The sequence below is a fragment of the Azotosporobacter soli genome, from assembly GCF_030542965.1.
Classification (GTDB): domain Bacteria; phylum Bacillota; class Negativicutes; order SG130; family SG130; genus Azotosporobacter; species Azotosporobacter soli.
On record NZ_JAUAOA010000012.1, the window covers coordinates 59,587 to 79,582 of the forward strand.

Sequence of the window (19,996 nt, forward strand, 5' to 3'; positions counted from 1 at the left end):
GGCCATGTTTACACTGAATAGTCTTGAAGGAAACCAGCGCATGTCGACGCAGGCGCTATTGCAGGCGATCAATGAAGCGCTGGCGGACGGCGAACATGAATTTACGATAGAAGCGTCAGGCCAGCACGATATCGGCGGACCGCTTTGGCATCCGACAGGGAAGACGCTGCGCTTTTTCGTGACCAATCCCGGCCAGCGCGTCGGCTCGATGTGTCTCGAAAATACCGAAATTATCGTGGAAGGTTCCGCCTCGGCCGACGTAGGCTGGCTTAATGCCGGCGGCAAGATCGTCGTCAAAGGCGATGCCGGAGATACGGCCGCGCACTGTGCGGCATCGGGCAGCATCTATATCGGCGGACGGGCCGGTACGCGTTCCGGTTCGCTGATGAAGCATGATCCGCTCTATGCGCCGCCCGAATTCTGGGTGCTGAAGAACAGCGGCAGTTTTTCCTTTGAATTCATGTCAGGCGGCATTGCGGTCGTTTGCGGCTATGATTGCGACGACTTTGAATCGGTGCTCGGAGATCGCTCCTGTACGGGCATGGTTGGCGGGACGCTCTATTTTCGCGGCACGGCAGCCGGCGTGTCCAAAAAGGATGTCAAGATACAGCCGCTTGTCCAGGACGATATCGAATACCTGATGAGCCGAATGGATGATTTTCTCGGCTCGCTGGAGCGTCAGGAGTTAAAAAAAGAGTTGACCGTTTGGAGCGAATGGAGCAAAGTCGTTCCGCTGACCTATGATGAACGGGCGAAAGGCGCCAACACCGACGTCTTTAGCTTTCGCGCAGAGGATTGGGTCAAAGGCGGCATTTTCAGCGATGTTTTGCAGGACGATTTCAAGGTGATCGGCCTTGTCACGCAGGGCATCTATCGCCAGCGAGTGCCGGTCTGGGAAAATGCCAGATATGCCGCGCCTTGCGAATTCAGCTGTCCGGCTTCGATCCCCTCGCAGCAGCGCTATAATCTGCTGCGTGACGGAAAAGTGGCAGAAGCGTATAAATTGGTCCTCGACTATACGCCGTTTCCCGGCTCCGTATGCGGCAGCGTCTGTCCCAATTTGTGCATGGACGACTGTACGCGAAGCAAGGTCGACATTTCCGCGCAGATTGGCCGCTTGGGTCGCTACTCACTGGAGACGACGGGCGAAGTGCCTGCGCCTAAAACGGGCAAAAGCGTCGCCGTTATCGGCGGCGGCGCAGCGGGTCTTACCGCCGCCTGGCACTTAGCGCGGCAAGGGCACCAAGTCACCGTATATGAAGGCGATGCGAAGCTCGGCGGCAAGATGGAGCAGGTCATTCCGCGCGGCCGCCTGCCCGAAGAGATTCTCAGTCGCGAATTGCAACGCATCAAGGATGTGGGCGTTGCCTTCAAGCCGAACAGCATGGTAGATGCGGCGATGTTCCTTGCTTTGCGCAAAGAGCATGATGCGGTCATTGTCGCCAGCGGCGCGCATGTCGGAAGAGTCATTCCCTGGCCGGGGCATGAACGCATCCTCAAGGGAATCGACTTTTTGAAAGAGGTCAACCGGGGCGAAAATCCGGCTGTCGGCAAAAAAGTGGTCATTATCGGCTGCGGCAATTCCGGTATGGATGCGGCGGTCGGCGCCTATCGGATGGGTGCGCAGAAAGTCATTTGCATCGACGTGCAAAAACCGGCGGCCGATGAAAAAGAAATCGAGCATGTGCAGGATCTGGGCGGCGAGTTGCTTTGGCCGGTAAGCGCCAAAGAAGTGACGGAAAGCGGCATTCATACGACCGAAGGGACGTTTATTGCTGCCGATACCGTGATCATCGCGATTGGCGAAAGCCCGGAGCTGAGCTTCCTGCCGGATGAGATCGTGCGCGAACGCGGCTATCTGAAACCGGATGAGACGTATCGAATCGCCGAAGGCGTTTATACCGCCGGCGACACGGTAAAACCCGGGCGGCTGGTCGATGCGATCGGTGCCGCCGGCAATGCGGCCAAGGCCGTGCATGCGTGGCTGATGAACGAAAGGTATCAGGCGCCGCGCAAAGAACGGATTGACAGCCGTCGCCTGACGACCGCCTACTTCAAGCAGTGCGCCGCATGCGATGTGCCGGAAGCCACGGAGGATTATCAGCGCTGCATCAGCTGCGGTACTTGCCGCGATTGCCATATGTGCCAAAAATCGTGTCCGGAAAAAGCGATTTCGCGCAGAGCAATCGAGACAGGCGGCTTCGAGTATGTCACCGATGAAAAGAAATGCATCGGCTGCGGCGTCTGCGCCGGCATTTGCCCCTGCGGCATCTGGTCGATGAACGGCAATGCAACGCCGATAACGATCTACAACAGCTGATTTTATTCTTGGCACCGCGCTGCGCAGGACGATTCCCTGCGCAGCGCGGTGCTTATCTTTTCTCGCACGGCAAAAGAGGCAGGAGTTTTCGGTCGGTGCGGAGTAAACTGAAACTATGAAAGAAAAAGAAGCGGGAGGAAAAAAAGATGCAGATAAAGGCGGCCCTGTGTCAAATGACGGTTGTGGCGGATAAAGAGGCCAATCTGGAAAAAGCCGCGCAACTCATCCGCAGCGCGGCCGATGCGGGCTGTGCGATCGCGGTCCTACCGGAGATGTTTAACTGTCCCTATGACAACCGTTTGTTTGCCGACTACGCCGAAACCTGGCCGGAAGGGCCGTCGCTAAAGCGTCTTGCCGCACTGGCAAAAGAAACAAAGATGCTCGTCGTTGGCGGATCGGTGCCGGAAAGATACCGGGGCAGCCTCTACAATACGGCGTTTGTCTTTGACGCGCAGGGAACACTGCTGACGCGTCACCGCAAGATGCATCTCTTTGACATCGATATCCCGGGCGGAACTTTTTTTCAAGAATCGGCGACGCTCTGCGCCGGGCGTGAGATCACCGTTGCGCAAGGCAGCGGAATCGTCTTCGGTCTCGGCATCTGCTACGACATGCGCTTTCCGGAACTTGCGCGCTCAATGACGCTGAAAGGCGCGCAAATCCTGATTTATCCCGGTGCATTCGGTCCGGAAACCGGTCCGGCGCATTGGGAACTGACGTTGCGTGCACGCGCTGTCGACAACCAGGTCTTTACGCTGGGCGTCTCACCGGCGCCGACACAGGGCGAAGGCTATCAGGCATACGGCAACTCGCTTGCGGTCGATCCGTGGGGCCGCGTTCTGGCGAAAGCGAACCGGGCGGAGGCGCTGCTCGTGGTCGAGCTGGATCTGAGTTTGCTCGATAAAGTCAGACAGGAGCTGCCCTTGCTGGCGCATCGCCGTCCGCTCTGCTACTGAACAAAAAGCAATTGTACACTGCAAAAGGAATGTGTGAAAGGAACTTTTAAAAAAAGATTGACAAGTGATGAAATGGTTAATATAATTACAAAAAAAGAAAGAGTCTGCTTTATCTCACGTCGATGGATAGCGCGGGGTAAATGTAAAAGTGAATAAATAAGTCTCAAAGAAGAGGCGGTTTTCTCGGTGAAGAGAGAGCCGCCTCTTCTTGCATTGCCGAATAAAAGGAAAACTGACAAACATGGCTGCGTCATGCGGATTTGTGTTTTTCTCAGAAGAACTAAAAATGTATTTTGTCTTAAAAATAGTATTGACAGAGGACAAGAGACTGAATATAATTACACACGTAGACAAAAATAGCTCTGCGGCGGACGCGTGAAAAACAAGTTGTGGAAAGTTGTAAATCGAACAACGGAGCGACGACGTTCAAGAAACGGTGTTCAGCAGACAAGGAGGATGGAAGCGATGAAGAAAAAATGGTTATCACTTACCGGAGGGCTTTTAGCCGTCGGCATGCTCGGTCTGTTGGCCGCAGGCTGTGGTTCCTCTCCGGCGGCAGACTCGAAAGAAATCAAAATCGGCGGAAACTTTGAACTTACCGGCGGGGTTGCCAATTTCGGCAAGCAAACCGTAAATGGAATTCAGCTGGCGTTCAAAGAAGTCAATGCGGCCGGCGGCGTGCTGGGCAAGCAGATTACGCTGGTGCAGGCGGACAACAAGTCGGAGCCTTCTGAGGCGACCAATGCAATCACCAAGCTGATCAACCAGGATAAGGTCGTCGCGGTTCTCGGACCGGTTGCCAGCTCCAACGTATTGGCGACGCTGCAGGTCGGACAGGACAACAAGGTTCCGGTATTGACCGCGACCGGTACGAACACGAAGATCACGGTTGACGAAGGCAAAACGCGGCCTTATGCATTCAGAGCCTGCTTCATCGATCCGTTCCAAGGCAATGTCATGGCAAACTTCGCGATCAAATCGATGAAAGCAAAAACCGCAGTCATTTATGTCGATAACAGCTCCGATTACTCCAAAGGCTTGGCGGAATCCTTTGAAGCCGCATTTACGCAGGCTGGCGGTACGATCGTAGGCAAAGAAGCGTTCTTGCAAAAAGACCAGGACTTTAAAGCTACGATCACCAAGATCAAAGGCATGAACCCCGATGTGGTCTTCATTCCGGCCTATTATGAAGAGGTCGGCAAAATCGTCAAACAGGCGAGAGAACTTGGCGTAACCGTTCCGCTGCTCGGAACCGACGGCTGGGATGACCCAAAAGTGGTTGAAGTGGCAAGTGCCGCCGCGTTGAACAACACGTACTTCAGCAACCATTATTCCTCGCAGGACAGCGATCCTCGCGTGGCTAAATTTGCCGAAGCGTACAAGAAAGAATACGGACAAGAACCAAGCGCACTGGCCGCACTGGGTTATGATGCCGCACTGATGCTGATCGACGCGATTAAACGCGCCAACAGCACCGAACCGGCAAAAATCAGAGATGCGCTGGAACAGACGAAGAATCTGCAGGTCGTAACCGGCATCATTTCACTGAACGAGAAACATGATCCGGTAAAGAGCGCCGTTGTCATCGAATATAAAGATGGAAAACAGGCCTTTAAAGAAAAAGTGAATCCGTAACCCGTTGTGATAGAGAGCAGGGATAAGAGGTAAAACATTATCCCTGCTTTTCCATAAAAAGACATGTCTCCTGGAAAAAGACCAAACGGGTAAAGAATGAAAAAATCTCTTTCAGAAAACGAAGTGTCCGGCACAAAAGAATGAAAAAGACAAAAACCGATAAATGTCCTTGACAGAAGAAAGAGTCCCTCCTATAATGGCACTATGTGAAGTACAAAAATCCATTGCCAAGAGACAAATTAAAATGAAAAAAGAAAAATGTCTTTGCTAAATGGATGAAGTGCTATCTGACAAGAGGGGGACATTCATGTGAACAAAGGGAAACGATTTTTCAGCCTGCTGCTGGCGGCGCTGTTTGCAACGGCACTGGTAACCGGCTGCGGCGGACAGAGCGGAACGGACACCGTTAAGATCGGCGCCAATCTGGAGATGACCGGAAACAATGCTTCTTTCGGAAAATCGGCCAGCAACGGCGCAAAACTGGCGATCAAGGAAGTCAACGCCAAAGGCGGCGTGCTCGGCAAACAGTTGAGCCTCGTACTGGCTGACAACAAAAGCGAAGCGGCTGAGGCCGCCAACGCGATGCAAAAGCTGATCACGCAGGATAAGGTGGCGGCGGTGATCGCACCGATCGCATCCTCGAGCGTCATTGCCGGAGCGCAGGTGAATCAGGACAATAAGGTTCTGGCGATCAGCCCGACGGCTTCCAATCCTAAAGTGACGGTCAACCCGGAAACGGGAGCGGTCAGAGACTATCTCTTCCGGGCCGCATTCATCGATCCGTTTCAGGGCGCGGTCATGGCAAACTTTGCCTCGCGCAGCCTGAAAGCGAAAACGGCGGCACTGTACATTGACAATTCCAGCGATTATGCGAAAGGTCTGGCGCAATTTTTCAAAGAGACCTTTATCAAAAATGGCGGACAGATCGTAGCGGAAGAAGCCTATCTGGCGAAAGATACCGATTTCAAATCGACGCTGACCAAGTTAAAAGCGGCCGCGCCGGATGTCATCTTCGTTCCCGGTTATTATCAGGAAGTCGGGATGATCATCAAGCAAGGTCGTGAAATAGGACTGCAAGTCCCGTTCCTGGGCGGCGATGGTTGGGATTCCGCTAAATTACCGGAAATTGCCGGTGCGCAATCGCTGAACAATACGTTTTTTGCCAACCACTATTCACCGGATGATAACAGTCCGGCCATCAAACAATTCGTAGCGGCGTATCAGAAGGAATACAATGAAATGCCGGATGCGTTCGCCGCATTGGCTTATGATGCGACGATGATGGTCATTGAAGCGATGAAACGCGCAAATGCGATCGATAGCGTGAAGATCAAGGATGAACTGGCCAAGACGAAAGACTATCAGGCCGTATCCGGAATCATCACGTTGAATGCGACGCATGACGCGGTCAAGAGCGCGGTTATCATTGAAATGAAGGATGGCAAACAAACCTTTAAGGAAAAGGTAAATCCATAACGATTCGGCAGGCAATATCATTTCACGCAGTGGAGGGATAAGGCGTAAGCCTTATCCCTTCTTATGTCCGATTCTAAAAGAACGAAAGCAGATAAAAGGAGGAGAGCAGCATGGAAATGACGTCCATTACCCAACAGGTGCTGCAGCAATTGATAAACGGAATTTCCTTAGGCAGCATCTATGCGTTGATCGCCCTCGGCTACACGATGGTGTACGGCATCATTAAACTGATCAATTTTGCACATGGCGATATTTATATGGTTGGCGCGTATGTCGGCTTCTTTGCGACGACGACGCTGCACCTGCCGTTCTTCCCCGCGTTGCTGCTGGCGATGGTCAGCGCCGCGATCGCCGGGATGATCATCGAAAAACTCGCCTACCGGCCGCTGCGCAATCATCCGAAGATCGCGGTCCTGATCACTGCGATCGGCGTTTCGCTGCTGCTCGAGTATGGCGGCATCCTGCTCCTGACGCCGCAGCCGCGGACGTTTCCGGAAATTTTTCCGACGCAGACCTATGAACTGTGGGGCGGTTTGATCATCAACAACCAACAGGTCGTGATCCTCTCCGTTGCGGTACTCTTGATGCTTGTACTGACCTATGTGGTGCAGCGGACCAAAGTCGGCAAGGCGATGCGCGCCGTATCCTATGATACCGATGCCGCGATGCTGATGGGCATCGATGTCGACCGCATCATCTCTTATACGTTTGCGATCGGCTCGGCCCTGGCCGCCGCCGCGGGCGTACTGGTCGGCGTGTATTACAACTCGATCGATCCGCTGATGGGCATCATGCCCGGACTGAAAGCGTTTGTCGCAGCGGTCCTAGGCGGCATCGGCGTTATTCCCGGCGCGATGCTGGGCGGTTTGCTGATGGGCGTGATCGAGGCAATGGTCAGCGGTTTTATCTCCTCGACGTTCCGTGATGCGGCCGCCTTTGGGATTCTCATCATTATCCTGCTCTTCAAGCCAGCAGGTCTGCTCGGTAAAAATGTCCGCGAGAAAGTGTAGGTGACGAAAATGTCGGATAAAGTAAAACGCGACCTGATCGCGCTCGGAGGTTGCCTGGCGCTGTACCTGCTCGGACAGAGTCTGATTGCCACCGATGTGATCGGGCCGTTCTGGCAGCTTAATATCGTTCTGATTTGCATCAACATCATGCTGGGCGTCAGCTTGAACCTAATCAACGGTTTCACCGGACAGTTTTCCATCGGCCATGCCGGCTTTATGGCGGTCGGCGCTTATCTTGGCGCGGTACTGACGGTAAAACTGCATCTGCCGTTCATCGTTGCGATCATGGGCGGCGCGGCGGCGGCCGGGTTTCTCGGTTTCGTCATTGGCTTGCCGACGCTTCGCCTCAGCGGCGACTATCTGGCGATTGCGACGCTCGGTCTTGGCGAAATCATCCGGATCACGATCCTGAATATCCCTTATGTCGGCGGTGCATCCGGTTTCATGGGCATCCCTCGTCTGACCACCTTTACCTGGGTCTTCTGGATGATGATCTTTACGATCTTTTTTGTGAAGAACTTCATCAACTCGAGTCATGGCCGCGCCTGCATGGCCATTCGTGAGAATGAGATCGCCGCAGAAGCGATGGGCGTTGACACGACGAAGTACAAGGTCATGGCTTTCACGATCGGCGCGGCATTTGCCGGCGTGGCCGGTGCGATGTTCTCTCATTATTTCTATATCGCGCATCCGGCTTCGTTTACCTTTATGAAGTCGTTTGACATCCTGACGATCGTCGTCTTGGGCGGCCTCGGCAGCATCACCGGTTCCATTACCGCGGCCATCCTACTGACGTTCGTATCGGCGGCGCTGGCCAGCTACCCGGAATGGCGGATGATCGCGTATGCGTTAATGCTGATCATTTTGATGCTGTACCGGCCGCAGGGTCTGTTTGGCAATAAAGAACTGAGCCTGGCGATATTCGGGCGTCTGTGGGGAGGGAAGAACCGTGACACTGCTAAAGGCAACTAAATTGTCCAAAGTCTTCGGCGGCTTGCGGGCAGTTTCCAATTTTGAAGTGGATATCAACCAGGGAGAACTGGTCGGCCTGATCGGCCCGAACGGCGCAGGCAAGACGACGGCATTCAACCTGCTGACCGGCGTATATGAACCGAGCGAAGGCGAAATCGAATTTGACGGACGCAGCATAGTCGGCTTAAAGCCTTATCAGATCACGCAGCGCGGCATCGCAAGAACCTTCCAGAACATCCGTCTCTTCAGTAATCTGTCGGTTCTCGATAATGTGAAGATCGCTTATCATTTTCACGTGAAATACGGTTTGGTGGAATCGGTTTTGCGCATGGGCCGCTATTTTAAGGAAGAAGAAGAGATTGAGGCAAAGGCGTTGCGCTTTCTGGAAATCTTTCAGCTGGCGGATAAGAAAGACGAGATCGCGAAGAACCTGCCTTATGGCGAACAGCGACGCTTGGAAATTGCCCGTGCTTTGGCGGCGCAGCCGAAACTGCTGCTGCTCGATGAACCGGCAGCCGGGATGAATCCGCAGGAAACGCAGCAATTGATGCAAATGATCCGCTGGATTCGCAAAGAGTTTAACTTGACGATCCTCTTGATCGAACATGATATGAACCTGGTTATGAATGTGTGTGAGCGGATTTACGTTTTGGATTACGGCAGCATCATCGCCAAAGGAACGCCGCAGGAAATCAAGAACAATCCAAGGGTCATCGAGGCCTACTTGGGCGAGGAGGTGCACTGATGCTAACGGTCGATAACATCAACGTATATTATGGAGCGATTCATGCGCTGAAAGGCATCAGCCTCCAGGTCGATGAAGGCCAGATCGTCACGCTGATCGGCGCGAATGGCGCGGGCAAGAGCACGATCTTGCGCACCGTTTCCGGACTTTTGAAACCCAAAACAGGCGACGTCGTATTTGAAGGAAAATCGATTGCCGGCATCCAGGCGCAGGACATCGTAAAAAAAGGAATTTCGCAGGTGCCGGAAGGGCGGCGCGTTTTTGCCAATATGACGGTGTTGGAGAATTTGGAACTGGGCGCTTACATTCGCAGCGACAGCAAAGGGATCGCAGCCGACTTGGACAAGATCTTTGAACGCTTTCCCCGCCTCGCGGAACGCCGCGCGCAAATGGCAGGCACACTGTCCGGCGGCGAGCAGCAAATGCTCGCGATGGGTCGGGCGCTGATGAGCCGGCCGCGTCTTTTGCTGCTGGATGAACCGTCGATGGGCCTGGCGCCGCTCCTGGTAAAAGAAATCTTTGCGATCATCCAGGAGATCAATGCCGGCGGAACGACGATTTTGCTGGTGGAACAAAATGCGCATATGGCACTGTCGATTGCGCATCAGGCTTATGTGCTCGAGACCGGACGCATCAGTCTGTCCGGCGACGCGAAAGAACTCGCGGCCAGCGAAGAGATACGCAAAGCATATCTGGGCGGTTAATGACAGTAGGATGAGGAGGATTTTGCATGTTTGTATGTAATCGAATGACAGCCGATCCGGTTACCATCACTTCCGTTACGACGATTGCCGACGCGGTCGAGATCATGCGCAGTCACAAATTCAGACGACTGCCGGTCGTAGACGGCGGCAAGCTGGTGGGGATCGTTACTGACCGCGACTTGCGCACCGTTTCGCCGTCGCAGGCCACGAGCCTGTCGGTGCACGAATTGAATTATCTCCTGGCAAAACTTCACGTCAAGGAAATCATGCAGCGCGATGTTGTGACGATCGCACCCGATGCTGCAATCGAAGAAGCGGCGCTTTTGATGTACAATCACAAGATCGGCGGCCTGGTCGTAAGCGATGCGAGCGGAGGCGCGGTCGGCGTGATCACCGAGACGGATCTCTTTAAGACCTTTGTCGATATGATGGGTCTGACGGAAGGCAAAACGCGTCTGACGATCGATCTTGCGGATGACCGCGTAGGGGCTCTGCATGAAATCACCGCCGTCTTTGCCGCACTCGGCCTTAACATCAGCAGCATGGTGACGTGCCCGCTGCCGGATGGCCGAAAAGAACTGATCATTCGCATCGACGAGAGCGAAATTGAGGAACTGAAAGAACGTCTCGCCGCCAAAGGTTACCCTGTGATTCATGCGGTTGAGATCCGTGCCTGACTATTTACAGCGTGCCGAAAACTGTGATAAAATACTGACACAGGATCAGGCGGTCGTCGATCAGACGGCGCAGCCGGGCATGAAGCAGCAGGGTTAAAAGCCTGTGGGACCGTGAAAACGGCCTCACGGGCTTTTTCTATGCATTTTGAGCAAAAAAAGAAAAAAAGGGGGCATAACTTTGACAGAGAAACAACGTACAGCGCAGCTGTCCGTCTTTTCCAACACGCTCTTGGTCGTGTTGAAACTGATCGTCGGTTTTTATACCGGCGCCGTAAGTATTGTCTCCGAAGCGGCCCATTCGGCGGTCGACCTGCTGGCGGCGGTGATCGCTTATTATGCGGTGCGCCAGGCTGACCGGCCGCCGGATGAACGGCATGCGTTCGGACACGGAAAATTCGAGAATCTATCCGGGGCAATCGAGGCGATGCTGATTGTGGTCGCTGCGATCTGGATCGTTTATGAGGCCGCAGGCAAGCTCTTCAAGCCGCACACGCCGGAGATGCTCGAATACGGCATGGCCTTAATGCTGCTTTCGGTCGTCGTCAATATCTTCGTTTCCAGGCGACTGATGAAAGTGGCGAAAAAAACCGGCTCGCAGGCACTCGAAGCGGATGCGCTGCATTTGCAGGCGGACGTTTGGACTTCTGCCGGCGTCCTGATCGGCTTGGCGGTGATCCGCATTACGGGCTGGGCTTGGATCGATCCGGCTATTGCGCTCTTGGTCGCACTGATCGTCTTTAAAGCGGGTTATGACATGACGCGCAAGAGCTTTCAGGAACTGACCGACATCAGCCTGCCGCAGGAAGAAGAAGAGCAGATCAAAGAGATCGTCGCCAGACACAACGAGATCGTCGACTATCATAAGCTGCGTACGCGACGTTCCGGCAGCCATCGCCAGGTCGACATGCACATCGTGCTTTACCGTGAGATGCATTTGGCGCAGGCGCATGCGGTGGCCGATCAACTGGAAGGCGAGATCGGCGAAGCTTTGGCGCCTTGTGAGGTGGTCATTCATCTGGAACCGTGCGATCCGGAAAAGTACGCTCAGCATTGCCCGCTGCAGATCGAACCGCCGAAAAAGTGAGGCAGGATTTCGCCGCCTGGCGCGCGAATAGAGGGGAAATGAAAGAAGAAACGGCGGTCGGCGAAGGGAGGGATCATGATGACGGTTAAGTTGACGCAATACACGACCAGCGGCGGTTGAGCTTCCAAAGTGGGGCCGGGCGCCCTGTCAAACCTGCTCTGCGAGCTGAAGAAGCCGCAGGATCCTCGCCTTTTAGTCGGCATCGATACGGCCGATGATGCAGGCGTTTACCTGTTAAATGAAGAAACGGCGCTGATTCAGACGCTCGATTTCTTTACGCCGCTCGTGGATGATCCGTATCTTTTCGGACAGATTGCGGCGGCAAACAGTCTGAGCGACGTCTATGCGATGGGCGGCACGCCGCTGACTGTCATGAACATCGTTGCCTTTCCGATCGGCGTATTGCCGGGAGAGGTGCTGCAGGATATTTTGCGCGGCGGCCAGGACAAGGTCATCGAGGCCGGCGCTGTTTTGGTGGGCGGCCATACGGTAGAAGACAAGGAACCGAAATTTGGACTGAGCGTTACCGGCATCGTGCATCCGAGCAAAATACTCGCGAATGCCGGAGCGAAAGAGGGCGACGCGCTGGTCTTGACCAAGGCGATCGGCACCGGAGTACTGACTACGGCAGCGAAAGCGGAGCTGTTTCCTGCAGGCGCGGAGGCGGCGACGCAAAGCATGATCACGCTGAATAAAGCGGCGGCCGAAGTGGCTCGCGCCTTTGCCGTCAACGCCTGTACCGACATCACCGGTTTCGGTCTGCTGGGGCATGCGCGGGAAATGGCGGTTGCCAGCGGCGTGGATCTGATCTTGTCGGCCGGAAAACTGCCGTTCTTGCCGGAAGCCAAAGAGGCGGCGGCGATGGGCTTGGTTCCGGGCGGCGCGTATAACAACCGCGAGTATCTGCTGGTGCGGGACGTCTCTTTTGCGGCTACAGTCGGCGAAGAGATCCGAGATTTATGCTTTGACCCGCAGACATCCGGCGGCTTACTGTATAGTCTGCCCGCTGCACAGGCAGAAGGGTTGGTGGCGGCGCTGCACGCCGCGGGGGTAAAAGAAGCGGCCGTCATTGGTTGCGTGAGCAAAGCGGGAAGAGGTGTTATTTATGTCGATGATTAAAGTGGATGCCAGAGGTCTCGGCTGTCCTCAGCCGGTGATCGTTACCAAACGTGCTTTGGACAGCATGGCGGAAGGAATGGTGACAACCTTGGTAGATAATGCAGTTTCCAAAGAAAATGTAGTGAAGTTTGCCAGTAATTGCGGCTATGGAGTTCGCGTGGAAGAAGAAAGCGGCGACTTTTCAATCACGATCCTAAAAGGCACGCCGGGCGAAGAGGAAGAAGTCGGACAACTGACCGGCAGCGTCTACCTGATTACCGGCGACACGCTGGGGCGCGGCGATGCGCAGTTGGGCGCACTTTTAATGAAGGCTTTTTTTGTCAGCCTGCAGGAAATTCAGCCGAAACGGATCTTTCTCCTGAATAGCGCGGTTAAACTCGCGACCGCATCCTCGCCGGTGCTGGAAGCGATCAACCAGCTGAAGCAGAAGGGGACGCAGATCATGTCCTGCGGCACCTGCCTCGATTTTTACGGCCTGAAAGAACAACTGGCGGTCGGCGAAGTGACCAACATGTATGTGATTCTGGAAGGTCTCAATGGCCCGGACCGGGTCATTACCTTATAAATGGCAAGCCTGTATGCGGAATATGATTGCCTGATCACGTTTCTTTCCGTTCATCAGGCGATTGCCGCGGAACGCAAATTGACGGCGGCGGGCATCGCCTATGCGGCGTTGCCGACGCCGCGCGAAATCTCGGTCAGTTGCGGGCAATGCCTTGCCTTTGAACGCGCGCATCTTGACGAAATCATCGATTGCCTGACGGCAGAGAAAATTTCCTGGAGCAAAGTCTTCAGCCGAAACAGCCAGCGGCGCATTTATGAACAAATTGTGATAGAAAGGTCGTGACGCTATGAGTGCGCTAACTCCTGAACTGATGCTGCTCTGGGGGCACCGGATCGTTCGCCTGGCCGCCATCTTGATCATGGCGCTGCTCGCGCTGCGCCTTTCGCGCATCCTGATGGAGCGTCTGGTTGTGGCGCAGTTCGCCGGACGGACCTTTTATTTCGCCGAACAGCGTGCCAAGACGATGAGCACGCTATTGCAGAGCATACTGCGTTATCTGGTTTATTTTATCGTGGCGCTGATGGTGTTGAAAGAATTTGAAATTGACACCACGTCGATCGTCGCCGGTGCAGGCGTCTTCGGACTGGCCTTGAGCATCGGCGCGCAAAGCCTGATTCGCGATTTTGTCACGGGTTTCTTCATTATAATGGAGGATCAGTATGGCGTAGGCGATTACATCACCTGCGGCGACATGGCCGGTATCGTTGAGGAGATCGGTTTTCGCGTGACCAAACTACGCGATTTCAACGGCGTCCTGCATGTCGTGCCGCATGGCTCAATCAGCCGGGTCAGCAACAGCAGCCGGGGGCATATGCTGGCGGTCGTCGATGTGCCTGTCGCGTATGCGGCCGATGCGGCGACGCTGCTCTCGCTGCTTGACAGTGCGGCGCAGCGCGTAAAAGAGATGCCGGAGCTTTTGGAAGCGCCGACGGTCATCGGCCTGGTCGATTTTCGTCCCGGCGAGGTCGTTGCCAGAGTGGTTGCCAAGACGAAACCGCTGGAAAAAACAACGGTGGAAACGGCCTTGCGCCGTGAAATAAAAGATGCCTTGGCGGCCGCCGAGATTCCGGCGCCGCGCATGCTGCATCAGGAGGTGTGAAGATGGTCGTTTATCAGGTTGGCGACGTTGTTAAGATGAAAAAGGGCCATCCCTGCGGCAGCAACGAATGGGAAATCACGCGGACCGGCATGGATTTCGGCTTGAAATGTCTGGGCTGCAGCCGCTTTGTGCTTGTGCCGCGGCCCAAATTTGAAAAAGCGGTGCGCGGGATCGTAAGTAAAACAGACACGACGCGTGGGCAATAGAAAGCAGACGGAGGGCTTCGCAATGAAGTTGGAAATAGCAGTAGGCGTCACATCGCTGGTAACAGGAATCATTTTATTGATCATGGGAACCGACTATGGCAAGAATTTTGAAGAAATCACCGGCGGCGTCTTCATGGGCGCGATCATGATCTTGCTGGGCTCGGCCAGACTGCGGCGAACCTTGCATCGCAGCCGGCGGTAAGCGCGGCAGCGACGCGGAGCGTTTTTTAACACAAAGACACGAAGAAGTGGAAGGTGGGAAGGGGGTATGAAAAAATCCGTCCCATCTTTCTTTTTTTCTTCGTGTCTTCGTGTTGAGCGGCGATAAAACGTGTCGCAGCGGTTTTTTTCCAGAAGCGAGGTAGGCTATTGCCAACGGAACGGGAATCGTCTACAATGGAAGGGTTATCAAAAGGGCATGCGAAACTTGCTTCAAGCAAAAAAGCAGTGCCGCACGGTAAAAAGAAATTCGAGTAAGGTGGAATAATAAGTTATGAGTACCAACTTAGAAGTCGGCATCGTTGGATTGCCGAATGTAGGGAAAAGCACACTGTTCAATGCGATTACGAAAGCCGGCGCCGAAGCGGCGAATTATCCGTTCTGTACGATCGAGCCAAACGTCGGCGTAGTGGAAGTGCCGGATGAACGCCTGCCGAAACTGGTGGAAATGTGCAAAGCACGGCGCGTCGTGCCGACCGCGATGCGTTTCGTCGATATCGCAGGTCTGGTAAAAGGAGCTTCCAAAGGCGAAGGCCTCGGCAATAAGTTCTTGGCGCATATCCGTCAGGTGGATGCGATCGCGCAAGTGGTACGCTGCTTCAATGACGAAAACATCACACATGTCGAAGGCGAACTGGATCCGTTGCGTGATATTGAGATCATCAATACGGAATTATGCCTGGCCGACCTCGAGACGCTGGAAAAACGGATCGATCGCAACCAAAAGCTCGTCAAGAGCGGCGGCAAGAAAGCGAAAGCCGAAGGCGAAGTTCTGCAGCGCATTCGCGAAATGCTCGAACAGGCGCTGCCGGCGCGGCGCGTGGAAATGACCGACGACGAACAGGCGATGATCAAGGATCTGGCGTTGATGACGCTTAAACCGGTCTTGTTTGTGGCCAATGTCGGTGAAGATGAAGTTGCGAATCCGGATGAAAATCCCTATGTGAAAAAAGTGCGCGACTATGCGCTGGCCGAAGGCGCCGAAGTCGTCGTCGTATCGGCGCGCATGGAATCGGAAATTGCCGAGCTTGGCGATGAAGATGCGAAAGAATTTTTGGCTGCGGCGGGCTTAAGCGAATCGGGCCTCGATAAGCTGATCAAAGCCGCCTATAAACTGCTGGGTTTGATCACGTTCATCACCGCGGGCGAGCAGGAAGTGCGCGCGTGGACGATCTGTCGCGGCACGAAAGCTGCGCAGGCGGGCGGCAAGATCCATTCCGACATTGAAAGGGGCTTTATCCGGGCGGAAATTGTTTCCTATACCGACCTGGTTGCTGCCGGCAGCCAGAATGCGGCAAAGGAAAAAGGCCAGGTTCGTCTGGAAGGCAAAGAATATATCATGCAGGACGGCGATGTGACGTACTTCCGTTTCAACGTCTAACGAAGAGCAAGAGCGGTTTTGACCGGGCTGAAAAAGCCGAGCGTCAAGGCCGCTCTTTTTTTCTTTGTCGGAAGCAAAAGCGGAGAAGGAGTTCACGGCAAACAGAGGGAATAAGAGGAATAAGGTAAATGAGGATGAAAATGGGAGCTGAGGGTGATAAAGAATGGATGCTGAACGCAAAGAGGAAATGATGCGCTTTGCCGAAGAACAGATGCGGCAAAATCCGAATCTGAGCCGCGAAGAATTAGAGCGAGCCATATGTCAGGCCTTTTATCACGAAGAGGGAAAAGAAGTGCAAGACGCAGCGGCGCCTTTGGACGAAGCGCAAGCGCCCGAAACGCTAGAGGCTGTTTCAGAAACGCCGGCAGAAGGAGCCGCGCAGCAAAGCAGCAAGGGAACCGCTCTTTCCTTACGGCGAAAAACGCCGCGTCTTGCCTTATGGGTCAGCATCACGCTCGGCATCCTGATGACCGCTCTGATCGCGTTTTATCTGGCGAATCCGCCCGGCATACCCTGGCCGCAGGAAGTGCGCCAGGTGGCAAAGGCGCTGGGCGAGGAAGAAGAGATCGAAGTCGTCAGCCAAGAAGAAAAAGAGCAATATACTGCGCAGGTCGCAGAAGCGATCCGGCTCGAAGGGCGTGAAGTCTTTCTCGGCCGCCAACTGTCCGACCTGATCAATGACGCCGAACTGGCGGCGGTCAGCGTACGGCTCTTGAAACTGAACGGGGTCGAGACCGCCGAAAAGGATAAGGCGCGCGTCGTCGCTTATATCCGCGAGCATAAGCTGGTGCTCTATTGCCTGGTGGAAAACAATCAGCTGCACTGGCAGAAAGGCCCGGAAGAAGAACGTTACAAACGCCTGAAAGACGCGGTGCGGGCCACCGACAAACACGTCGATGTCTTATATAAGTCGATGCAGTGGAACGACACAGCGACAATGGTACGCGCAATGGATAATGTCCGGCAAAGTTACATCATGGTCGGAGCCTTTCCGTTTTAAAAAAACGCAGGAGGCGAAATGAAATGACGAACGGGCGAGAAAACGAAACACAAAAATGGCTGACGCTTTGGCTCGGCTGCTGGCTGTTCATCGCGCTGCTTTGGCGTCAATACTCGCTGAGCCAAGAGCCTTTGCTCAGTGCGCCGCTGTTGGGGCGCTTGACCTTGGCCCTGCTGCTTGGCTCGGGCTCGTATTATGGCGCGAAAAAATATTTTCGTTGGCGAATGAAGCGGACCGGACAGGCTTGGCCTGCCGCTTTGATGGCGCGTTGGCGCCTGGCGCATCAGCTCTTTGCCGGGGTGGCGATGGCTACGGCTGTGAACCATGCTGCGATGAATGTGGTTTATTACCAGGCGGGTGCAACGCCCAAGCTGCTTATGGGAAGCAGTACGTTTCTGCTGCTGGGGTGTGTGCTGGGCACAGGGGTATGGCTGCAAAAACATTTGGCCGAAAAAAAAATCCGTCGTTGTCATTGGCTGTTTGGAGTACTGCTGCTGAGCGCAGCGCTGATTCATAAATTTTTATAATAGCGACTTGCCATAGCAGCGTGAGAGTGATACAATAACTTAGTCTAGAAGGTTAAACCTTCCCTGCCCCCTTACCGGGGGACATATGACCGAAGGAGGAGGTGATTTCGTGAGAAAGTACGAAGTCGTATACATCATTAAGCCGTTGGAAGAAGAGGCTAACAATGCGGTTATCGCAAAGTTCGAGACTCTGTTGAAAAACAACGGTGCTGAAATCGAAAAAATCGATCGCTGGGGCAAAAAACGTCTGGCCTATGAAGTTAGCGGCCAAATGGACGGTTTTTATTGTCTGGTTCACTTCACAAGCGCTCCGGCAGCAGTAGCTGAGCTGGATCGTGTAATGAAGATCAGTGATGACGTCATCAAGCACATGATCGTCAAGATTGACGAGTAAGACCGGGGAGAGTGTTATACCATGAATAAGGTCATCTTAGTCGGGCGCCTCGCCCAGGACCCTGAAGTCCGTTATACTCAAAACGGCAATGCAGTGGCTTCCTTCAGCGTGGCAGTGGATAGCGGGTTCGGCGAGAACAAACGGACGGACTTTGTACCAATTGTCGCCTGGAGAAAACTGGCCGAAGTTTGCGGTAATAATCTCACCAAGGGACGGCGTGTGCTCGTGGAAGGCAGCCTGAACATCCGCTCTTATGAAGCCCAAGACGGGCAAAAAAGACGCGTGACGGAAGTAGTTGCCCAAAACGTAGAATTTCTTGACAGCAAACAGTCGGCTCCGGGCGGTGCTCCGGGTGCAGTCAATGCGCCAGGCAGCACGGAAGGAACCGGCAATGGTTTCGATATGAATTCTTTTGGTACGGAAGTCTTCCCTGAAGAAGAAATACCATTTTAAAGGGAGGTTAGATCGGTGAAACGTGAAAGAGGCAGAAAACCAAAGAAAAAAGTCTGTAGCTTCTGCGTCGATAAAGTAGTAGCTATCGATTATAAAGATGTCGGCAGAATCCGCCGTTATACTACCGAACGCGGCAAAATTTTGCCCCGTCGTATTTCCGGTAACTGTGCGAAACATCAACGTCAAGTGACGCTGGCTATCAAACGGGCACGCATGATTGCATTGCTGCCGTTTACAGCTGAATAAAACCAGGTAAAGAGAAGTCCACTGGGCTTCTCTTTTTTCTTGCTTTTATTATTGCCTGGTACTATAATCAGGTGGTATAATGGGCGGTAAGTTAAGGATGCAGAAAAATATGATGATAAAGATAGCGCTGTAAGAGATAAGGCGGGAAGGATAGAAGATGAACAAACGAGCGGTTGGAATTTTGGGAACGGGTTCGTATATGCCGGAGAGAATTGTGACGAACAAGGATCTGGAAAAAACGATGGAAACCTCCGATGAATGGATCGTGAGCCGGACAGGGATCGGTGCGCGCCGCGTCGCTGCGCCGGAGGAAGCTACCTCTGATCTGGCAGCCGAGGCTGGGCGAAGGGCGCTTTTGGATGCGAACGTCAACGCGGAGGAACTCGACTTGATCATCGTTGCGACGGTTTCGCCGGACATGGCATTTCCCAGTACCGCTTGTCTGGTTCAGGCGCAGCTGGGTGCGAAACGGGCGGCTGCGTTTGACATCAGCGTCGCTTGCTCCGGTTTTATCTACGGCATGAGCATTGCGCAGCAGTTTATTCAGACCGGCCTCTATCAAAAAGTGTTGGTGGTTGGCGCGGAGACTCTGTCCCGTTTTATCAGTTGGGATGACCGAAAAACCGGCATGCTCTTCGGCGATGGCGCTGGAGCGGCTGTACTTGGCGAGACCGCAGAAGGGTTCGGTATTTTGGGCCTCGATATGGGGGCCGACGGCAGCGGCGCGGAATTGCTCAAGATTCCGGCGGGCGGTTCGCGTGAACCGGCATCGCTTGCATCGGTAAAAGAACGCGGTCATATCATCCATATGGACGGCAGCGAAGTTTTCAAATTCGCGGTAAAGGTGATGGGCGAAAGCGCGCTGCGCGCGCTCGAGGCGGCCGGACTGACGACCGCGGATCTTGCGCTGTTGGTGCCGCATCAGGCCAATATCCGCATCATTCAGTCGGCGGTGAAGCGACTGGGCATGACGATGGACAAGATCATGGTGAACGTCGACCGCTACGGCAATACGTCGGCGGCATCGATTCCGATCGCGCTCGATGAAGCGGCGAAGCAAGGCCGTTTCAAGACGGGCGACACGATCGGTTTGTGCGGCTTCGGCGCTGGTTTGACCTGGGGATCCGCGATCATAAAATGGAGTCGTTGATTAAAGTGAAAAGCAGGACTGTCTCAACAAGCAGTGAGACGGTCCTGTTTTCTTTATT

At 54.1% G+C, this 19,996-nt stretch carries 23 protein-coding genes and 1 riboswitch; all 23 genes read left to right on the plus strand.

Annotation, left to right across the window (positions count from 1 at the left end; genetic code table 11):
* Positions 1-4 precede the first annotated feature (4 nt).
* The 23 genes from QTL79_RS11525 (at position 5) to QTL79_RS11635 (ending at position 19,938) form a co-directional block, all read left to right on the plus strand.
* Positions 5-2,320, plus strand: coding sequence for an FAD-dependent oxidoreductase (locus QTL79_RS11525; protein WP_346355116.1), 2,316 nt, complete (start codon positions 5-7; stop codon positions 2,318-2,320).
* A 146-nt stretch (positions 2,321-2,466) separates the two neighbouring features.
* On the plus strand, positions 2,467-3,276 hold the full coding sequence (locus QTL79_RS11530; RefSeq protein WP_346355117.1) for a carbon-nitrogen hydrolase family protein: 810 nt from the start codon (positions 2,467-2,469) through the stop codon (positions 3,274-3,276).
* Positions 3,277-3,741: 465 nt separating this feature from the next.
* Positions 3,742-4,911, plus strand: coding sequence for an ABC transporter substrate-binding protein (locus tag QTL79_RS11535; protein WP_346355118.1), 1,170 nt, complete (start codon positions 3,742-3,744; stop codon positions 4,909-4,911).
* Positions 4,912-5,262: 351 nt separating this feature from the next.
* On the plus strand, positions 5,263-6,387 hold the full coding sequence (locus QTL79_RS11540; protein WP_346355148.1) for an ABC transporter substrate-binding protein: 1,125 nt from the start codon (positions 5,263-5,265) through the stop codon (positions 6,385-6,387).
* A 110-nt stretch (positions 6,388-6,497) separates the two neighbouring features.
* The gene (locus tag QTL79_RS11545; RefSeq protein ID WP_346355119.1) at positions 6,498-7,397 is read left to right on the plus strand and encodes a branched-chain amino acid ABC transporter permease; all 900 of its coding nucleotides are present in this window, start codon (positions 6,498-6,500) and stop codon (positions 7,395-7,397) included.
* Between the two features lie 9 nt (positions 7,398-7,406).
* The gene (locus tag QTL79_RS11550) at positions 7,407-8,369 is read left to right on the plus strand and encodes a branched-chain amino acid ABC transporter permease (protein ID WP_346355120.1); all 963 of its coding nucleotides are present in this window, start codon (positions 7,407-7,409) and stop codon (positions 8,367-8,369) included.
* A complete protein-coding gene (locus QTL79_RS11555) occupies positions 8,347-9,114 on the plus strand; it encodes an ABC transporter ATP-binding protein (protein ID WP_346355121.1) in 768 nt (255 codons plus the stop codon). Before QTL79_RS11550 ends, QTL79_RS11555 begins: the two co-directional genes overlap by 23 nt.
* Entirely contained in the window at positions 9,114-9,818 is a 705-nt protein-coding gene (locus QTL79_RS11560) for an ABC transporter ATP-binding protein (RefSeq protein WP_346355122.1), read from the plus strand. Before QTL79_RS11555 ends, QTL79_RS11560 begins: the two co-directional genes overlap by 1 nt.
* Before the next feature lie 26 nt (positions 9,819-9,844).
* Positions 9,845-10,495 (plus strand): CBS domain-containing protein, encoded by a 651-nt coding sequence (locus QTL79_RS11565; protein WP_346355123.1) that lies wholly within the window; start codon positions 9,845-9,847, stop codon positions 10,493-10,495.
* A 31-nt stretch (positions 10,496-10,526) separates the two neighbouring features.
* Positions 10,527-10,609, plus strand: a riboswitch (NiCo riboswitch).
* 64 nt (positions 10,610-10,673) lie between these two features.
* Positions 10,674-11,579, plus strand: coding sequence for a cation diffusion facilitator family transporter (locus QTL79_RS11570; protein ID WP_346355124.1), 906 nt, complete (start codon positions 10,674-10,676; stop codon positions 11,577-11,579).
* Between the two features lie 75 nt (positions 11,580-11,654).
* The gene (selD, locus tag QTL79_RS11575) at positions 11,655-12,698 is read left to right on the plus strand and encodes a selenide, water dikinase SelD (protein ID WP_346355125.1); all 1,044 of its coding nucleotides are present in this window, start codon (positions 11,655-11,657) and stop codon (positions 12,696-12,698) included.
* Entirely contained in the window at positions 12,685-13,263 is a 579-nt protein-coding gene (gene yedF / locus QTL79_RS11580; protein WP_346355126.1) for a sulfurtransferase-like selenium metabolism protein YedF, read from the plus strand. Before selD ends, yedF begins: the two co-directional genes overlap by 14 nt.
* Complete coding sequence (locus QTL79_RS11585) at positions 13,264-13,545, plus strand: putative Se/S carrier protein (protein ID WP_346355127.1); 282 nt, start codon at positions 13,264-13,266, stop codon at positions 13,543-13,545. It abuts the gene before it with no gap.
* Positions 13,546-13,549: 4 nt separating this feature from the next.
* On the plus strand, positions 13,550-14,362 hold the full coding sequence (locus QTL79_RS11590; RefSeq protein WP_346355128.1) for a mechanosensitive ion channel family protein: 813 nt from the start codon (positions 13,550-13,552) through the stop codon (positions 14,360-14,362).
* A gap of 2 nt (positions 14,363-14,364) precedes the next feature.
* On the plus strand, positions 14,365-14,568 hold the full coding sequence (locus QTL79_RS11595) for a DUF951 domain-containing protein (RefSeq protein WP_346355129.1): 204 nt from the start codon (positions 14,365-14,367) through the stop codon (positions 14,566-14,568).
* 22 nt (positions 14,569-14,590) lie between these two features.
* Entirely contained in the window at positions 14,591-14,770 is a 180-nt protein-coding gene (locus tag QTL79_RS11600; RefSeq protein ID WP_346355130.1) for a hypothetical protein, read from the plus strand.
* Positions 14,771-15,061: 291 nt separating this feature from the next.
* Positions 15,062-16,168, plus strand: coding sequence for a redox-regulated ATPase YchF (ychF, locus tag QTL79_RS11605; RefSeq protein WP_346355131.1), 1,107 nt, complete (start codon positions 15,062-15,064; stop codon positions 16,166-16,168).
* 163 nt (positions 16,169-16,331) lie between these two features.
* Positions 16,332-17,168, plus strand: coding sequence for a hypothetical protein (locus tag QTL79_RS11610; RefSeq protein ID WP_346355132.1), 837 nt, complete (start codon positions 16,332-16,334; stop codon positions 17,166-17,168).
* A gap of 23 nt (positions 17,169-17,191) precedes the next feature.
* Positions 17,192-17,695 carry a hypothetical protein gene (locus QTL79_RS11615; RefSeq protein WP_346355133.1) on the plus strand — a complete coding sequence of 168 codons (504 nt, stop codon included), beginning with the start codon at positions 17,192-17,194 and terminating at the stop codon, positions 17,693-17,695.
* 109 nt (positions 17,696-17,804) lie between these two features.
* Positions 17,805-18,089, plus strand: coding sequence for a 30S ribosomal protein S6 (rpsF, locus tag QTL79_RS11620; RefSeq protein WP_346355134.1), 285 nt, complete (start codon positions 17,805-17,807; stop codon positions 18,087-18,089).
* Between the two features lie 21 nt (positions 18,090-18,110).
* Positions 18,111-18,542 carry a single-stranded DNA-binding protein gene (locus tag QTL79_RS11625; protein WP_346355135.1) on the plus strand — a complete coding sequence of 144 codons (432 nt, stop codon included), beginning with the start codon at positions 18,111-18,113 and terminating at the stop codon, positions 18,540-18,542.
* Positions 18,543-18,557: 15 nt separating this feature from the next.
* Positions 18,558-18,788 (plus strand): 30S ribosomal protein S18, encoded by a 231-nt coding sequence (gene rpsR / locus QTL79_RS11630; RefSeq protein WP_346355136.1) that lies wholly within the window; start codon positions 18,558-18,560, stop codon positions 18,786-18,788.
* Positions 18,789-18,945: 157 nt separating this feature from the next.
* Entirely contained in the window at positions 18,946-19,938 is a 993-nt protein-coding gene (locus tag QTL79_RS11635; RefSeq protein WP_346355137.1) for a beta-ketoacyl-ACP synthase III, read from the plus strand.
* The last annotated feature ends 58 nt before the right edge of the window (positions 19,939-19,996 follow it).